This window comes from Streptomyces purpurascens (assembly GCF_045040895.1).
Taxonomy (GTDB): Bacteria; Actinomycetota; Actinomycetes; order Streptomycetales; family Streptomycetaceae; genus Streptomyces; species Streptomyces purpurascens.
Genome location: NZ_CP108341.1, coordinates 5,962,310 through 5,977,195 on the forward strand (window position 1 = coordinate 5,962,310; position 14,886 = coordinate 5,977,195).

At 70.5% G+C, this 14,886-nt stretch carries 18 protein-coding genes; 8 read left to right on the forward strand and 10 right to left on the reverse strand.

All coding sequences use genetic code 11. From position 1 onward, the window contains the following. The first annotated feature begins 37 nt into the window (after positions 1–37). Positions 38–421 (forward strand): VOC family protein, encoded by a 384-nt coding sequence (locus tag OHU35_RS27330; RefSeq protein ID WP_189722917.1) that lies wholly within the window; start codon positions 38–40, stop codon positions 419–421. Between the two features lie 108 nt (positions 422–529). Beyond that, a complete protein-coding gene (locus OHU35_RS27335) occupies positions 530–1,291 on the forward strand; it encodes an SDR family oxidoreductase (protein ID WP_405507225.1) in 762 nt (253 codons plus the stop codon). Positions 1,292–1,321: 30 nt separating this feature from the next. Here the strand turns inward: OHU35_RS27335 and OHU35_RS27340 are convergent, their stop codons facing one another. The 5 genes from OHU35_RS27340 to OHU35_RS27360 form a co-directional block, all read right to left on the reverse strand. After that, on the reverse strand, positions 1,322–2,239 hold the full coding sequence (locus tag OHU35_RS27340; RefSeq protein ID WP_405509344.1) for a DUF5829 family protein: 918 nt from the start codon (positions 2,237–2,239) through the stop codon (positions 1,322–1,324). Between the two features lie 88 nt (positions 2,240–2,327). Beyond that, on the reverse strand, positions 2,328–3,029 hold the full coding sequence (locus OHU35_RS27345) for a DUF4389 domain-containing protein (protein WP_189722919.1): 702 nt from the start codon (positions 3,027–3,029) through the stop codon (positions 2,328–2,330). 102 nt (positions 3,030–3,131) lie between these two features. Further along, positions 3,132–4,238 carry an AI-2E family transporter gene (locus tag OHU35_RS27350; RefSeq protein WP_372498749.1) on the reverse strand — a complete coding sequence of 369 codons (1,107 nt, stop codon included), beginning with the start codon at positions 4,236–4,238 and terminating at the stop codon, positions 3,132–3,134. A gap of 135 nt (positions 4,239–4,373) precedes the next feature. After that, positions 4,374–5,042 (reverse strand): peptide-methionine (S)-S-oxide reductase MsrA, encoded by a 669-nt coding sequence (gene msrA / locus OHU35_RS27355; protein ID WP_405507227.1) that lies wholly within the window; start codon positions 5,040–5,042, stop codon positions 4,374–4,376. 88 nt (positions 5,043–5,130) lie between these two features. Further along, positions 5,131–6,249, reverse strand: coding sequence for a hypothetical protein (locus OHU35_RS27360; RefSeq protein WP_405507229.1), 1,119 nt, complete (start codon positions 6,247–6,249; stop codon positions 5,131–5,133). A gap of 163 nt (positions 6,250–6,412) precedes the next feature. Here OHU35_RS27360 and OHU35_RS27365 point away from each other — a divergent pair, with 163 nt between their 5' ends. Continuing rightward, positions 6,413–7,567 carry a cystathionine gamma-synthase gene (locus tag OHU35_RS27365; protein WP_189722922.1) on the forward strand — a complete coding sequence of 385 codons (1,155 nt, stop codon included), beginning with the start codon at positions 6,413–6,415 and terminating at the stop codon, positions 7,565–7,567. Positions 7,568–7,587: 20 nt separating this feature from the next. Here OHU35_RS27365 and OHU35_RS27370 read toward each other — a convergent pair whose 3' ends face one another. From OHU35_RS27370 to OHU35_RS27380, 3 genes are all read right to left on the reverse strand, one after another. Further along, positions 7,588–7,836 carry a hypothetical protein gene (locus tag OHU35_RS27370; RefSeq protein ID WP_189722923.1) on the reverse strand — a complete coding sequence of 83 codons (249 nt, stop codon included), beginning with the start codon at positions 7,834–7,836 and terminating at the stop codon, positions 7,588–7,590. Positions 7,837–7,861: 25 nt separating this feature from the next. After that, a complete protein-coding gene (locus tag OHU35_RS27375) occupies positions 7,862–8,365 on the reverse strand; it encodes a sigma factor-like helix-turn-helix DNA-binding protein (protein ID WP_405507231.1) in 504 nt (167 codons plus the stop codon). A gap of 135 nt (positions 8,366–8,500) precedes the next feature. Further along, positions 8,501–9,007: a MarR family transcriptional regulator gene (locus OHU35_RS27380; RefSeq protein WP_189722925.1), complete on the reverse strand. Its 507-nt coding sequence runs from the start codon at positions 9,005–9,007 to the stop codon at positions 8,501–8,503. Between the two features lie 163 nt (positions 9,008–9,170). On the opposite strand from OHU35_RS27380, the gene ilvA reads away from it, so the two are divergent. From ilvA to OHU35_RS27395, 3 genes are all read left to right on the forward strand, one after another. Next, the gene (ilvA, locus tag OHU35_RS27385) at positions 9,171–10,400 is read left to right on the forward strand and encodes a threonine ammonia-lyase (protein WP_189722926.1); all 1,230 of its coding nucleotides are present in this window, start codon (positions 9,171–9,173) and stop codon (positions 10,398–10,400) included. A gap of 148 nt (positions 10,401–10,548) precedes the next feature. After that, positions 10,549–11,550 carry an ATP-binding cassette domain-containing protein gene (locus OHU35_RS27390; protein ID WP_189722927.1) on the forward strand — a complete coding sequence of 334 codons (1,002 nt, stop codon included), beginning with the start codon at positions 10,549–10,551 and terminating at the stop codon, positions 11,548–11,550. Beyond that, on the forward strand, positions 11,547–12,404 hold the full coding sequence (locus OHU35_RS27395; protein WP_189722928.1) for an ABC transporter permease: 858 nt from the start codon (positions 11,547–11,549) through the stop codon (positions 12,402–12,404). Before OHU35_RS27390 ends, OHU35_RS27395 begins: the two co-directional genes overlap by 4 nt. A gap of 62 nt (positions 12,405–12,466) precedes the next feature. On the opposite strand, the gene greA is transcribed toward OHU35_RS27395, so the two are convergent. Both greA and OHU35_RS27405 read right to left on the reverse strand, forming a co-directional pair. Continuing rightward, positions 12,467–12,964 carry a transcription elongation factor GreA gene (gene greA / locus OHU35_RS27400; RefSeq protein ID WP_184591048.1) on the reverse strand — a complete coding sequence of 166 codons (498 nt, stop codon included), beginning with the start codon at positions 12,962–12,964 and terminating at the stop codon, positions 12,467–12,469. A 179-nt stretch (positions 12,965–13,143) separates the two neighbouring features. After that, positions 13,144–13,542 carry a DUF4307 domain-containing protein gene (locus tag OHU35_RS27405; protein WP_189722929.1) on the reverse strand — a complete coding sequence of 133 codons (399 nt, stop codon included), beginning with the start codon at positions 13,540–13,542 and terminating at the stop codon, positions 13,144–13,146. Between the two features lie 146 nt (positions 13,543–13,688). Between OHU35_RS27405 and mca the strand changes: the two genes are divergently transcribed. Together mca and OHU35_RS27415 are read left to right on the forward strand one after the other, a co-directional pair. Continuing rightward, the gene (gene mca, locus OHU35_RS27410) at positions 13,689–14,570 is read left to right on the forward strand and encodes a mycothiol conjugate amidase Mca (protein ID WP_405507234.1); all 882 of its coding nucleotides are present in this window, start codon (positions 13,689–13,691) and stop codon (positions 14,568–14,570) included. Further along, the gene (locus OHU35_RS27415; RefSeq protein ID WP_189722931.1) at positions 14,563–14,856 is read left to right on the forward strand and encodes a hypothetical protein; all 294 of its coding nucleotides are present in this window, start codon (positions 14,563–14,565) and stop codon (positions 14,854–14,856) included. The genes mca and OHU35_RS27415 overlap by 8 nt, the downstream gene beginning before the upstream one ends. Positions 14,857–14,886 lie beyond the last annotated feature (30 nt).

Here is a 14,886-nt window from a genome sequence, read left to right on the forward strand (position 1 = left end):
GTGCGGGAGTATGGTGGATCGGGAGGGGAGGCCCACCATGACCGTGCAGCTGAACCACACCATCGTCGTCGCGCACGACAAGCGCGCCTCGGCCCGGTTCCTCGCCGACCTCCTGGGACTCGAAGTGAGCCCGCCCTACGGCCCGTTCCTCCCGGTCGAGATCCCCAACGGCGTGACGCTCGACTTCATGGACACCCCCGGCGCCATCACGCCGCAGCATTACGCCTTCCTCGTCTCGGAGGACGAGTTCGACGTGATCTTCGGCCGTATCCAGGAGGCCGGTCTGACGTACTGGGCGGACCCGTTCCACAGCCGCCCCGGCGAGATCAACCACAACGACGGCGGTCGCGGCGCGTACTTCGACGACCCCGACGGCCACCGACTGGAGATCATCACGAGGCCGTACGGCAGCGGCGGCTGATCTCCCGGGCCTCCTTCTGCTGTTACATCTCCTCCGGCTGTCACATCTCCCCGCCGCCCTCCGTCATACCGGCGAAGGCGAATCGGAAGTCGACATCGGGGAGCAGTCATGACGTCATCCATCCTGGTCACCGGCGGCACGGGCACCCTGGGCGGCCATGTCGTCCCGCTGCTGCGCGCGGCCGGCCACGACGTGCGGATCCTCAGCCGGAAGGACCGCCCCACCGCGGACGGCATCGAGTACGTCACCGGCGATCTGCTCAAGGGCGAGCGTGTCGAGGCCGCCCTCGACGGCGCGGAGACCGTGCTGCACCTGGCGGGCGGTCCCAAGGGCGACGACGAGGCGACCCGTCATCTGGTCCGCGCCGCGTCCCGGGCCGGTGTACGGCACCTGGTCTACATCTCGGTCATCGGCGCGGACCGGGTGCCGCTGGCCTGGATGCGGACGAAGCTGGAGTCGGAGCGGGCCGTCGCCGACTCGGGCATCCCGTGGACGACCCTGCGCGCGGCCCAGTTCCACGACCTCGCGCTGACCATGGTCGAGAAGATGGCGAAGCTGCCGGTGTTCCTGGTCCCCGCCGGCCTGCGGCTCCAGCCGGTCGACTCCCGCGACGTCGCCGCCCGCCTCGCGGAGCTGACCCTCGGCGCCCCGTCCGGCCTCGTCCCGGACCTGACCGGGCCGCACGTCCACGGCCTCGCCGACCTGGCCCGCCCCTACCTCCGCCTCCGGGGGCGGCGCCGCCCGATGCTGCCGGTGCGCATCCCCGGCAAGGCGGGGCGGGCGTACCGGGCAGGGGCGAACCTCACCTTGCGGGGGGCGGAGGAGGGGAAGCGGACCTGGGAGGAGTTCCTGGCGGAGCGGCTGGGCTAGGGGCTTCCGCCTATACCGGGGAGCCGGTCCCTACCGGGGAGCCGGCCGGTCCTGTTCCTCGAAGGTCCACACGGCCCGGGGCCCCGGGCCGACGGCGAGGACCGAGTGGCCGATGCGCTCCTCGTGCCGGTACGACACCGGCCCGTTCAGCGACATCTCGACCTGCCGCAGCCCCACCTGGTCGAGGGGTACGGTGTCGAAGCGGAGTGTGGTGCCGCCGCCCTTGGCGACGGCGCCCCCGTCCGGCAGGGAGCGCACGGCGAACCCGCCGGCCTTCAGCAGCGGCACCGTGTTGGCGAGGTCGCGTGCGGTCACCGCGAGCCGGATGCCGGTCACGTCCCGCATCAGGTGGTCGCGGTAGGCGTCGGGCAGATAGCGCTCCCGGCCCACGTCACCGGGGTGTGCGGCGGGCTCGGTGTTGCCGCGCGGGTCGGCGAAGTACTCCGGCCGGTACTCCATGCCCCAGGCGCCGAAGAGGTCGTACTGGTCGGTGGTGAAGACGGCGTCGAACCACGGCACGGGGACGCCGTCGCCGAAGTCGCGCGTCTGCTGGAACTCGATCGGGTCGCCGACCCCCTGCTCGCGCAGCCGCGCGAGCGCCGTCGCCAGGTCGCCCTTCCGCTCGGTCGAGACGCCCATGCCGGTGGAGCCGAGGGTGCCGTCCTTGCCGGGCACGTCGCCGACCCCGAACAGCTCCAGGTAGGTCTCGCGGCCCATCAGATAGCGGCCGGTCCAGGTCTGCCCGCCGGAACCGGTCGTGGTGCGGACCTGGAAGTTGGCGAAGTCGCGCAGATAGGCGGAGTGCTCGATGGCGTCGGCGGTCTCCCGGTCGAGGACGCCGTAGGCGTGGTTGTAGAACAGCAATTGCCGTCCGGCGTCTGCGGTCTGCGCCGAACTCACCCCGCCCTGGACCGCCCCCGCGAGGACCAGGGCGACGACCATGATCATCTGTAATGCTCGTCTGACCGTCATGCGGAGGAGCGTAGAGCGGGAGGAATCGCTTCCGCTGGGGAATCCGCCGGGGATTCGGACGTTGTCAGGGGCTCTTTGTCAGGGGCCCTTGGTCAGGGGGCCCTTGGTGCGGGAATCCTTGGCCGGGGGATTCCTGCCCGCCCATGTCGAGGCGGAACGGCGGGTACTGGTCGGTCATCAACGCGGCGTAGGCGGTCACCCGCGCGCACCAGCGGGCGAGGCCGAGCAGGAAGTCGAAGAGGTGCCGTGGATAGCGGGCGGTGAACAGCAGGATGACCACCGCGACCAGGGAGAGCCAGGGCATCAGCCCACCGCCCCGCCAGTCGCCCCCGCCCCAGCCGCCCCCGACGAACATCGCGACCACGATGTACTGCGGGATCGCCAGCAGCCACCACTTCACCAGGACCAGTCCGCGCGACAGCCGCTCGGGATAGACGACGTCGAAGTGCGCCGGATATTCGGGCACGTCGGCGAGGGTGAACGGCGGGTACCGGTCGGTGCCGAGCGCGGTGTGGGCGTAGTAGCTGACCCGCCAGTTCCAGCGCAGCACGCCGACGCTGAAGTCGAACAGGGACCGGGGATACCGGGCGGTGAACAGGATGGCGAAGAACGCGATGACCGTCACGACCGCGAACGCGATCCACAGGAAGAACAGCACGATGTAGTGCGGGATGGCGAGCAGCCACTTCACCAGCCACAGCCATCGGGACAGCCGGGCGTCGACAGACGCCTCGATACGCACGGGCGAAGCGGTGACAGGAAGCATGTGGCGGACTCCTTTCGCCTGCAGACTCGCAAGCGAGGAGGAGCCCCGCGACCTGGGCGGGGCCGTTCGCGCGTCGGGGACCGTCGGCGCGTCCCGGACCGGTTACGACGGCACGGGGTCGGCGGTGTCCGGCTCGTCGGTGCCGTCCGGTTCCCGCGGCGGGTCGCTGAGCTGCTCGCGCACGTAGTTCCACACCACCGCGATCAGCGCGGCGATGGGGACGGCGAGCAGACTGCCCACGATGCCGGCCAGACTGCCGCCCAAGGTCACGGCCAGCAGCACCACGGCCGCGTGGAGGCCGAGCCCACGACTCTGGATCATGGGCTGGAAGACGTTCCCCTCGAGCTGCTGCACCACCACGATGATGGCCAGCACCATCAGCGCGTCCGTCAGGCCGTTGGAGACCAGCGCGATCAGGACCGCGACGAAACCGGCGAACAGGGCGCCGATGATCGGCACGAACGCGGAGACGAAGGTCAGCACCGCCAGCGGGAGCACCAACGGCACGCCCAGGATCCACAGGCCCAGGCCGATCAGGACCGCGTCGAGCAGGCCGACGGCCGCCTGGGACCGTACGAAGGACCCCAGGGTGGCCCAGCCGCGCGCGAACACGATCGGGACGTCGGTGGCGAACCGGCCCGGGAGCTGCCGGGACAGCCACGGGAGGAACTTCGGCCCGTCCTTGAGGAAGAAGAACATCAGGAACAGCGCGAGGACGGCGGTGACCACTCCGCTCACCACGGTGCTGACGCCGGTGACGACCGTGCCGACCATGCTGCCGACGCCCTCCTGGGCGCGGGCGACCGCCGAGTCGAACGCCTTGTTGATCTGGGCGTCACCGATGTTCAACGGCGGCCCGGCGGCCCACTCGCGCAGCCTCTGGATGCCCTCGACCACACCGTCGGTCAGCTCACCGGACTGCGACGCCACCGGCACCGCGATCAGCGCCACCACGCCCGCGGCGACCAGCAGGAACAGCACGGTCACCAGCGACGCGGCGAGCGCGGGCGGCCACCCGCGACGACGCAGGAAGCGGGCCGCGGGCCAGGTCAGCGTGGTCAGCAGCAGTCCGACGACCAGCGGCCACACCACCGACCACATCCGGCCCAGCAGCCACAGAGACACGGCCAGCATCACGAAGACCAGCAGCAACTCCGCGGACACCCGCGCGGACAGACGCAGCGCGTGACGGGCTTTCGCCGAACTCAGGGTCGAATTCAAGGGGGCAGTCACGGAGGCACCCTATTGCCAGGGAGCCCCCGTGTATTCAGGGGTACCGGTGTTCAGGCGGTACCCGCGGTCAAACCCTCGCTCGCTCCGCGAGGCCATCCGCGAGGCCGGGGTTCAGCCCTCGGCCTTGGCCACACCGATCGGGCAGGACACGCCCGTGCCGCCGATGCCGCAGTATCCCGCCGGGTTCTTGTCCAGGTACTGCTGGTGGTAGCCCTCGGCCGGGTAGAAGGGGCGGCCCTGCGCGGGGGCGATCTCCGTGGTGATCTCGCCAAGTCCGGAGGAAGTGAGGACCTCCTGGTAGGACTCGCGGGAGGACTGGGCGGTGGCCGCCTGCTCGGGGGTGTGGGTGTAGACCGCCGAGCGGTACTGCGTGCCCACGTCGTTGCCCTGGCGGAAGCCCTGCGTGGGGTCGTGGGACTCCCAGAACGTCTTCAGGAGGCGCTCGTACGAGATCAGCTTCGGGTCGAAGACCACACGCACGACCTCCGTGTGGCCGGTCAGGCCCGAGCAGACCTCCTCGTACGTGGGGTTCTCGGTGTGGCCGCCCTGATAGCCGGCCAGGGTCGTCCACACCCCTGCCGGGAGCTGCCAGAACTTGCGCTCGGCGCCCCAGAAGCAGCCCAGACCGAAGTCGGCGACCTCCAGGCCTTCCGGGTAGGGGCCGAGCAGGGGGTTGCCGAGGACGGTGTGGCGGTCGGGGACCGTGAACGCCGGGACCGGGCGGCCGGGCAGCGCCTGCTCGGGGGAGGGCAGCTGGGGCGTACGGCTGTGCAGGAACATGCGGTCTCCAATCGGGGCGACGCCGCGCCGGGGCGACGCTCCTTACAACGTGCGGCGGCCGGGGGGAATTCCGGCCGGAGCCCGTGCCTCAGTGCGGCAGGCTCGCGGGGCTGCCGCCGTTCGCCTCGTAGCCCGCCACCGCCAGCGCCCGGTACACCGCGAACTCCGCCGCCGGGTCCGCGGACAGGGTCCAGGGCAGGGCGCCGACGTGGCCGTCGATGTGTATCAGCTGGCTCATGGCCTCCGCCCAGCGCTCGCTGCGGACCAGGAAGTAGACCAGCAGGTGCCGCGCGTGCGCCAGCATCGGGTCGGCTGGGCGGGCCGAGTGCACCGCGTGCAGCGCGCCGTGCATCGCCTTCGTGACGACCTCGGTCTGCCAGAAGCTGCTGACCAGGGTCACCTCGGGGAGGTGCTCGAACACCGCGAAGAGGGGCATCGCCGCGAGCAGGGAGCCCTGGGGCGCGCGGGCCGCCGCGGCCTCGGCGAACGAGTAGGCCAGCTCACGCGAGCCGTGCCACTTCTCGCACCAGTAGTGCAGCGCGGCCAGATGCGCACCCATGTGCGCCGGGTCGCGGTCCAGGATCTTCAGCCAGACCTGCTCGAAGTCCTTCTGCGAGTAGCCCAGCCCGCGGGCCACCGACAGCTCGATGATGTACGGGATCGGATCGCCGGGGGAGAGCAGCGCCGCATCGCCGCACGCCGACCTGGCCTCCTCCATGATGATCCGGAACTCGTCCGTCCCCGGCGTCGCCGTCCGCCACGCCTGCTGCACCAGGAACTCGGCGTGCACCGCCGCGCCGCCCGCGTCCTTGGGCGCCTCGGCCCGCCACACGCGCAGCCACTGCCCGCCCGGCGCCTCGCCGACCCCGCCGGGCCGCTGCGCGAGCTCCAGGGAGGCGGCACCCGCGAAGGCCTGCACCCGCTGCCAGCGCCGCTCGCCCTCCGTCTCCGTGCCCGCGAGGAGCTGCTGCGCCGCGCGGTAGTCCTGCGAGCGCTGCACCACGTCCAGGACGTCCAGCAGGTCCTGGTCGGGGCCGGGCATGCGGATGTCGAGCTCCTCCTCGCGGACGAAGCCGTAGTTCGCCGGGTCCGCGGCGTCCGGGTGGTCGGGCGAGACCAGTCCGATCACACCGCGCCTGCGCCGCAGGAAGGGGAGCAGCACGAAGCCCAGCATGACCAGTGCGATCAGGACCCAGAGAATCTCCATGCAACAAGCGAACCAGACCGCGCCGACAATTGGCCAACCTGCTCCCCGAACCTGTGGAAAACCCGGCCGAGTAGCCCCCGTGGCCCTGTGGAAACCCCGTCGCCGGGCCCGCGTCGCCTCGTACCCCGGCACTCTTCGCGTCGGCGCACTACCCTCGGTCCTCATGAGCGACAGGCACATCAGTCAGCACTTCGAGACGCTCGCGATCCACGCGGGCAACACCGCCGACCCCCTGACGGGCGCGGTCGTCCCGCCGATCTACCAGGTCTCGACCTACAAGCAGGACGGCGTCGGCGGTCTGCGCGGCGGCTACGAGTACAGCCGCAGCGCCAATCCCACCAGGACCGCGCTGGAGGAGAACCTCGCCGCCCTTGAGGGCGGCCGCCGCGGACTCGCGTTCGCGTCCGGGCTGGCGGCCGAGGACTGCCTGCTGCGTACGCTGCTCAGCCCCGGCGACCACGTGGTCATCCCCAACGACGCCTACGGCGGCACGTTCCGGCTGTTCGCCAAGGTCGTCGCCCGCTGGGGCGTGGAGTGGTCGGTCGCCGACACGAGCGACCCGGCGGCCGTACGGGCCGCCCTCACCCCGAAGACCAAGGCCGTGTGGGTGGAGACCCCCTCCAACCCGCTGCTCGGCATCACCGACATCGCCGCCGTCGCTCAGATCGCCCGGGACGCGGGCGCCCGCCTCGTCGTCGACAACACCTTCGCCACGCCCTACCTCCAGCAGCCGCTGGCGCTGGGCGCGGACGTCGTCGTGCACTCGCTGACCAAGTACATGGGCGGCCACTCGGACGTGGTCGGCGGCGCGCTGATCACCAGCGACGCCGACCTGGGCGAGGAACTGGCCTTCCACCAGAACGCGATGGGCGCGGTCGCCGGGCCCTTCGACTCCTGGCTGGTGCTGCGCGGTACCAAGACGCTCTCGGTCCGCATGGACCGGCACAGCGAGAACGCCGTCAAGGTCGCCGACATGCTCACCCGGCACGCGCGCGTGACGAGCGTGCTGTACCCGGGCCTGCCGGAGCACCCCGGCCACGAGGTCGCCGCCAAGCAGATGAAGTCGTTCGGCGGCATGGTCTCGTTCCGTGTCGAGGGCGGCGAGGAGGCGGCCGTCGAGGTCTGCAACCGCGCCAAGGTGTTCACGCTGGGCGAGTCCCTGGGCGGCGTCGAGTCGCTCATCGAGCACCCCGGCCGCATGACGCACGCGTCCGCCGCCGGCTCGGCCCTGGAGGTCCCGGCCGACCTGGTGCGTCTGTCCGTGGGCATCGAGAACGCCGAAGACCTGCTGGAAGACCTTCAGCAGGCGCTCGGCTAGGACGGCCCGGCCCTCCAGGGTCACCAGCCGGTCAGGGGTGGAGTCGTGTCCGACGGCGGCTCCACCCACGGGCGGGCCGTCAGCGCCCACACCGTGAACGCCACGGCCGCCGCGAGCAGCAGCAGCCACAGCAGCCGGCGGGCCAGCGCCCTGCGCCGCAGCATGCGGCCGCCCCGGCGCACCGCCTCCGTGTGGATCTCGGGCGGCACGGGCCGCGGCGCCTGCTCCATGAGCCGCCGCACGGTCGCCTCGCGGTCGTTCCCGCTCATGACGGTCTCCGGTCGCCGTAAGGGCTCATGACGGCACCGCCTTCGTGGCCGTCACCGCCGGTGCCGGTCCCCGCGGCCGGTGCAGCAGGATCGAGATCGCCCGGTGGCAGATGGCCCGTACGCGCTCTACGGACAGGCCGAGCAGGGCAGCCGTCTGCTCCTCGGCGACGCCTTCGTACAACCTGAGGACCAGGATCAGGCGTTCCTGCGGGGTGAGCGGCGCCAGGGGGCCGGCGGGGTGCGGGCGGGCGCGGCCGAGGCCGCCGTACCGGTGCCAGGTGCCGCGCGCGAAGCGGGTGGCGAGGAACTGGCGGGTGTGGTCGTAGGGATCCTCGCCGCGCAGCCGGTCCCAGCACGCGTACGTGTGCGCCAAGGACAGGGTCAGCAGGCGCCGCGCGCGGGGATTGTCGTCCGAGGCCTCCGCGGTGAGCAGGGTGGCGGCATGCAGCAGCCGCCCCGCCGCGCCCGCGACGAACGCCTCGAACTCCCGGGCCCGACGGGTCGCCCGGGACGCATGCCGTTGCCGCATCGCGCCTCCCGCCCGCCGGCGACCCTGAGGATGCGGGCCCGGCCGCGTACGGACGCGACGGCCGCGTACGACAGGACCCGGTCTCATATCAGGCCAGGGTCGGCCCCGAGGTCAAGAGCCGCGCACGGCCGGCGCTCAGGACGGCGACTGCGTCTCCGGCCCGGGCACCCCCGGCACCGCCATCCGGGCGGACAGCGCGCTGTTGAAGCGCGTGAGGAGCGTGCAGAACGCCTCGCGCTCCTCCGGCTCCCACTCCTCGGTCAGCTCGGCCATCAACTGCCGCCGCGACGAGCGCACTTCCTCCAGCCGGGCCTGCCCGCGCGGGGACAGCTGGAGCACCACCGCGCGTCCGTCCTCGGGGTGCGAGGTGCGCTTGACCAGGCCGGTGTCGACCAGCGGAGCCACCTGCCGGGTGACGGTCGACGAGTCGATCCCCATGCTCGCGGCGAGCGCCTTGACGCCCATCGGGCCTTCCTTGTCGAGACGGTTGAGCAGCAGGTACGCGGCGCGGTCCATGGAGTTGCGCACCTGTCCGACTCCGCCGAGCCGGGTCTGTTCGGCACGGCGGGCGAACAGCGCCACCTCGTGCTGCAGCGTGTCGAGAAGACCGGTGTCACCGACGGTCGTCATGTCCATCGACATTTCAGGTGTTGTGGGCATCGCCGGGGGCTCACTTCGTGGAGGGCTGGCTGATTGGGGGACAGGGTACGCGGCCGGGGGGCGGGTCGTACCGGCGCTTCACAAAGCGGGTCTCGGAGGTTGGTCACAACCGTCGTTCCCGCCTGTGAACTGCGATGCTGGTGTCATGAGCTACAGCACGGCTGACTCCTTGCGACCCGTCACCCTCGACGATGTGCGCGGCGCCCAGAAGATGCTCTCGGGTGTGGCGCGGGTGACCGCGATGGAAGGCAGCAGGCACCTCTCCCAGATGGTCGGCGCGCCGGTGCACCTCAAGTGCGAGAACCTCCAGCGGACCGGTTCGTTCAAGCTGCGCGGCGCGTACGTCCGGATCGCCGGGCTGCTGCCCGAGGAGCGCGCCGCCGGTGTCGTCGCCGCGAGCGCCGGAAACCACGCGCAGGGCGTCGCCCTGGCGTCCTCGCTGCTCGGGGTGCGCTCCACGGTGTTCATGCCGAAGGGCGCCCCGCTGCCCAAGGTCAGCGCCACCCGGGACTACGGGGCCGAGGTGCGGCTGCACGGCCAGGTGGTCGACGAGACGCTGGCGGCCGCGCAGGAGTACGCGGCCGAGACGGGCGCGGTGTTCATCCACCCCTTCGACCACCCCGACATCATCGCGGGCCAGGGCACGGTGGGGCTGGAGATCCTCGAGCAGTGCCCCGAAGCGCGCACGATCGTCGTCGGTATCGGCGGGGGCGGTCTCGCCGCCGGGGTCGCGGTGGCGGTGAAGGCCCTGCGGCCGGACCTCAGGATCGTGGGCGTCCAGGCGGAGGGCGCGGCGGCCTACCCGCCCTCACTGGCGGCGGGGCGGCCGGTGACCGTCGAGAACCCGGCGACGATGGCCGACGGCATCAAGGTCGGGCGGCCCGGCGACGTGCCGTTCGGGCTCGTCGGCGAGCTGGTCGACGAGGTGCGCACGGTCAGCGAGGACGCGCTGTCCGCCGCGCTGCTGCTGTGCCTGGAGCGGGCCAAGCTGGTCGTGGAGCCGGCCGGGGCGAGCCCGGTCGCGGCGCTGCTGAGCGAGCCCGGCGCGTTCGAGGGGCCGGTCGTCGCGGTGCTGTCGGGCGGCAACGTCGACCCGGTGCTGATGGAGCGGGTGCTGCGGCACGGCATGGCCGCGCAGGGCCGCTACCTGGCCGTTCGGCTGCGGCTGACGGACCGTCCCGGCGCTCTCGCCACAATTCTGGGCGTGTTGTCAGTGGTGGACGCTAACGTCCTCGATGTGAGCCATGTACGAACCGACCCACGGCTCGGGCTCACGGAGGCGGAGGTCGAGCTGCACCTGGAGACGAAGGGCCCGGCGCACTGCGCCGAGGTCGGCCAGGCGCTCCGCGAGGCGGGCTACACGGTCATGAACTGAGCATCCCCCTGGCGCCGGTCAAGATCCCTTTTTCTCACGGAACGCGACACCGATTAATCCATTGTGAGACGCGATACATCGCGTTATGGTGTGTTCGTGCGAAGCATCAGCTATCTGTCCGGTGATCCCCGAAGACGTGGAGACTCATATGCCAGGCGCCATCTATGCCGAAGGTCTCGTCAAGACCTTCGGTGACGTCAAAGCCCTGGACGGCGTCGACCTCGACGTGCCCGAGGGCACGGTCCTCGGCCTGCTCGGGCCGAACGGCGCGGGCAAGACGACCACCGTCCGCTGCCTGACCACCCTGCTGCGACCCGACAGCGGACGGGCGGTCGTCGCGGGCATCGACGTGCTCAAACAGCCCGACGCCGTCCGCCGCTCGATCGGCCTGTCCGGCCAGTTCGCGGCCGTCGACGAATACCTGACCGGCCGTGAGAACCTCCAGATGGTCGGCCAGCTCTACCAGATGAGGGCGAAGGCGGCGAAGGAGCGCGCGGTCGAGCTGCTGGAGCAGTTCCACCTCACGGACGCCGCCGACCGGCCCACCAAGACCTACTCCGGAGGCATGCGCCGCCGGCTCGACCTCGCGGCGGCCCTGGTCGTCTCGCCGCCCGTGATGTTCATGGACGAGCCGACGACCGGCCTCGACCCCCGCAACCGCCAGCAGCTGTGGGAGGTCATCAAGCAACTGGTCTCCGGCGGTACGACGCTGCTGCTGACCACCCAGTACCTGGAAGAGGCCGACCACCTGGCGCACGACATCGCGGTGGTCGACCAGGGCCGGGTCATCGCCCAGGGCACCTCCGACCAGCTCAAGGCCCGCACCGGCGGCGAGCGCGTCGAGGTCGTGGTGCACGAGCGCGAGCACATCCAGGCCGCCATCGAGGTCCTCGCCGGCTTCGGCAAGGGCGAGACCACGGTCGAGGAGCACATGCGCAAGCTGACCGCGCCCGTCACCGGCGGCGCCAAGCTCCTCGCGGAGGTCATCCGCGAGCTGGACACCCGCGGCATCGAGATCGACGACATCGGCCTGCGCCGGCCGACCCTCGACGACGTCTTCCTGTCCCTGACGGGACACGTGGCCGAGGTCAAGGACGAGGGGACCGACGAAGAGATCGACAAGGGGATCGACAGGGAGGCCGCCAAGTGAGCGCCGTCACCGACACCGTGCGGGTCGCGCCGACCGCGAACCCGGTCAGCCAGTCGATCCGGGACTCGATGGTCGTTGCGAAACGCAATCTGATCAGAATGTCCCGCATTCCCGAGATGATCATCTATGGGCTGATCCAGCCCATCATGTTCGTGGTGCTGTTCACCTATGTCTTCGGCGGTTCCATGCAGATCGGCAGCAGCACCAGCGCCGTCGACTACAAGAACTTCCTGATGGCCGGCATCTTCGCGCAGACCGTCACGTTCGCCACGGCCAGCTCCGGCGCGGGCATCGCCGACGACATGCACAAGGGCCTCATCGACCGCTTCCGCTCCCTGCCCATGGCGCGCGGCGCGGTGCTCACCGGGCGCACCCTCGCCGACTCGGTGCAGACGGCCCTGACCCTGGTGGTGCTCGCGGTGGTCGCCCTCCTGGTGGGCTGGCGCGTCGGGTCGGACGGCAGCACGAACGCCGGCAAGGTGCTCGGGGCCTTCGGCCTGCTGCTTCTGCTCGGTTACGCGTTCACCTGGATCGGCGCCCTGATCGGCATGTCCGTCAAAACCCCCGAGGCGGCCACGTCCAGCGGGCTCATCTGGCTCTTCCCGGTCACGTTCATCTCGAACGCGTTCGTGGACACCAGCCACATGACCCCGTGGCTGCGCCACATCGCCGAGTGGAACCCCTTCAGCGCCACGGTCCAGGCCTGCCGCGTGCTGTTCGCCAACCCGGGCCAGTCGCCGTCGGACGCGTGGCCCATGCAGCACCCCGTCTGGGCCTCGCTGATCTACTCGGTCCTCATCCTGGTCGTCTTCCGGACACTGGCGGTGCGCAAGTACCGCTCCGCGACGGCATGACACGGCATGACAATGCCCCCGGCGCCGCAGCGACGCCGGGGGCAGGTCAAGGCTCGGCTGGTTCAGCCGTCGTACGGATCGGCCTTGATGATCTTCACCGAGGCCTTCTTGCCGTTCGGCAGCTCGTACTCGGCGTCCTCGCCGACCTTGTGGCCGATCACGCCGCTGCCCAGCGGGGACTGCGGCGAGTACGTCTCGATGTCGGAGCTCGCGTATTCGCGTGAGGCGAGCAGGAACGTCAGCGTGTCGTCCTCGTCGCCGTCGAACGCGATCGTGACGACCATGCCGGGCGCCACCGCACCGTCCGCCGCGGGCGCCTCGCCGACCTTCGCGCTCTCGAGGAGCTGGGTGAGCTGGCGCACACGGAGTTCCTGCTTGCCCTGTTCCTCCTTGGCCGCGTGGTACCCGCCGTTCTCACGCAGGTCGCCCTCCTCGCGCGCGGCGGCGATCTTCGCGGAGATCTCCGCCCGCGCGGGACCAGTAAGGTGCGCAAGCTCAGCCTTGAGCTTGTTGTACGCCTCCTGGGTCAGCCAGGTGACGTTCTCGCTGGTCTGGGTCACAGGTGCTCCTCGTAGGTACTGGGAATACAAAGCATCGCCCTACCCAGAAGAATGTTCCTTCACGGATGGGCGAAACCACGAGCCTAACAATTCAGGAGCAGAAGGGGGAGGACATAAGCCACCAGATTCACGTCAACGCAGGTCAGGCGCTACGTATTGCAGGTGACCTCCGTGCGGTCTCAGTCGGCCTGACAGCCCTGGAGCTCGGCCGTCGTCCCGGGCGCCGTCGTGCGCAGCGTGAAGACCTTGTCGATGACGGTGGCGTCCCCGGTGAAGCGCAATTCGGCCCGGCCCACCACGGAACCGTCCTCGGCCTGTGAGCGCACGGTGCAGTAGCCGGTGGCACCGGCGTCCTTGCGGACCTCCAGGTGCACCTTCACGGATTCCTTGCCGGGCTCGAAGCTGATCACTTCGGCGCTGATCTCGTTCTGGACGACGTAGTGGTAGCCGAACCAGCCGACCAGGCCCAGCAGCGCCGCCCCCAGGACGGAGCCGATGATCTTGAGCTTGCGGTCGGCGCGCTCGTCCGAGGTACGGCCGTAACGGCCCTCGGGCAGTCGCGTGCTCGCCGTACTCATGATCGTCCTCCAGACAGGGCCGGGGCGAGGTCCCGGAAGAGGCTTCGTGGGCCGGTCCCGGAATTATTCGCCCCCCGGTTCGGTCACTATAGAAGCCGCTGATTGCGCCGACGCACAGAGGGCGCCGACTTACTGAGGATTGAGTCTTGACTGACCAGTTGCGACTGATGGCCGTGCACGCCCACCCCGACGACGAGTCGAGCAAGGGCGCGGCGACCATGGCGAAGTACGTGTCCGAGGGGGTGGACGTGCTGGTCGTCACCTGCACGGGCGGGGAGCGCGGCTCCATCCTCAATCCGAAGCTCCAGGGGGACGCGTACATCGAGGAGCACATCCACGAGGTACGCAAGAAGGAGATGGACGAGGCCCGGGAGATCCTCGGGGTCAAGCAGGAGTGGCTCGGCTTCGTCGACTCGGGGCTGCCCGAGGGAGACCCGCTGCCGCCGCTGCCGGAGGGCTGCTTCGCCCTGGAGGACGTCGACGTGGCGGCCGGGGAGCTGGTGCGGAAGATCCGCGCCTTCCGCCCCCAGGTGATCACCACCTACGACGAGAACGGCGGCTATCCGCACCCCGACCACATCATGACCCACAAGATCTCGATGGTCGCGTTCGAGGGGGCGGCGGACACCGAGAAGTACCCGGAGGACGCGTACGGACCGGCGTACCAGCCGCTGAAGATGTACTACAACCAGGGCTTCAACCGCCCCCGCACCGAGGCGCTGCACCAGGCGATGCTGGACCGGGGCCTGGAGTCGCCCTACGGGGACTGGCTCAAGCGCTGGGACGAGTTCGGTATGAAGCAGCGCACGCTCACCACGCACGTGCCGTGCGCCGACTTCTACGAGATCCGCGACAAGGCACTGATCGCGCACGCCACGCAGATCGACCCGGACGGGGGCTGGTTCCGGGTGCCGATGGACATCCAGAAGGAGGTCTGGCCGACGGAGGAGTACGAGCTGGCGAAGTCTCTCGCCGATACCTCCCTCCCCGAGGACGACCTCTTCGCGGGCGTCCGCGACAATGCCTGACATGAGCGCAAGCGCAAGCCTGGCAATGACGCACCTCGTCTCCTTCGCCAAGGAGGTCGACGAGGACAAGGTCACCCCCGGCGTCCTCGGCTTCATCGTCTTCGCGGCGATGGCCCTGGCGGTGTGGGCCCTGATGAAGTCCATGAGCCGGCACATGAACAGGGTCGACTTCACCCAGGTCCCGGACCCCAAGGCCGAGCAGGCGGAGGCGGAGCCGGAGCCCGAGTCGAAGGGGACCGCCGAGAGCGCCGCAGGGTCCGCGAAGAAGCCGTCCGCGAACGGCTGACCACCCTGCGGCCGCTGGGCGGCAGCGCGC

Coding starts and splice junctions, on each gene's coding strand:
- OHU35_RS27330 (WP_189722917.1), top strand. CDS start 38: ATGACCGTGCAGCTGAACCACACCATCGTCGTCGCGCACGACAAGCGC.
- OHU35_RS27335 (WP_405507225.1), top strand. CDS start 530: ATGACGTCATCCATCCTGGTCACCGGCGGCACGGGCACCCTGGGCGGC.
- OHU35_RS27340 (WP_405509344.1), bottom strand. CDS start 2,239: ATGATCATGGTCGTCGCCCTGGTCCTCGCGGGGGCGGTCCAGGGCGGG.
- OHU35_RS27345 (WP_189722919.1), bottom strand. CDS start 3,029: ATGCTTCCTGTCACCGCTTCGCCCGTGCGTATCGAGGCGTCTGTCGAC.
- msrA (WP_405507227.1), bottom strand. CDS start 5,042: ATGTTCCTGCACAGCCGTACGCCCCAGCTGCCCTCCCCCGAGCAGGCG.
- OHU35_RS27360 (WP_405507229.1), bottom strand. CDS start 6,249: ATGGAGATTCTCTGGGTCCTGATCGCACTGGTCATGCTGGGCTTCGTG.
- OHU35_RS27365 (WP_189722922.1), top strand. CDS start 6,413: ATGAGCGACAGGCACATCAGTCAGCACTTCGAGACGCTCGCGATCCAC.
- OHU35_RS27370 (WP_189722923.1), bottom strand. CDS start 7,836: ATGAGCGGGAACGACCGCGAGGCGACCGTGCGGCGGCTCATGGAGCAG.
- OHU35_RS27375 (WP_405507231.1), bottom strand. CDS start 8,365: ATGCGGCAACGGCATGCGTCCCGGGCGACCCGTCGGGCCCGGGAGTTC.
- OHU35_RS27380 (WP_189722925.1), bottom strand. CDS start 9,007: ATGTCGATGGACATGACGACCGTCGGTGACACCGGTCTTCTCGACACG.
- ilvA (WP_189722926.1), top strand. CDS start 9,171: ATGAGCTACAGCACGGCTGACTCCTTGCGACCCGTCACCCTCGACGAT.
- OHU35_RS27390 (WP_189722927.1), top strand. CDS start 10,549: ATGCCAGGCGCCATCTATGCCGAAGGTCTCGTCAAGACCTTCGGTGAC.
- OHU35_RS27405 (WP_189722929.1), bottom strand. CDS start 13,542: ATGAGTACGGCGAGCACGCGACTGCCCGAGGGCCGTTACGGCCGTACC.
- OHU35_RS27415 (WP_189722931.1), top strand. CDS start 14,563: ATGCCTGACATGAGCGCAAGCGCAAGCCTGGCAATGACGCACCTCGTC.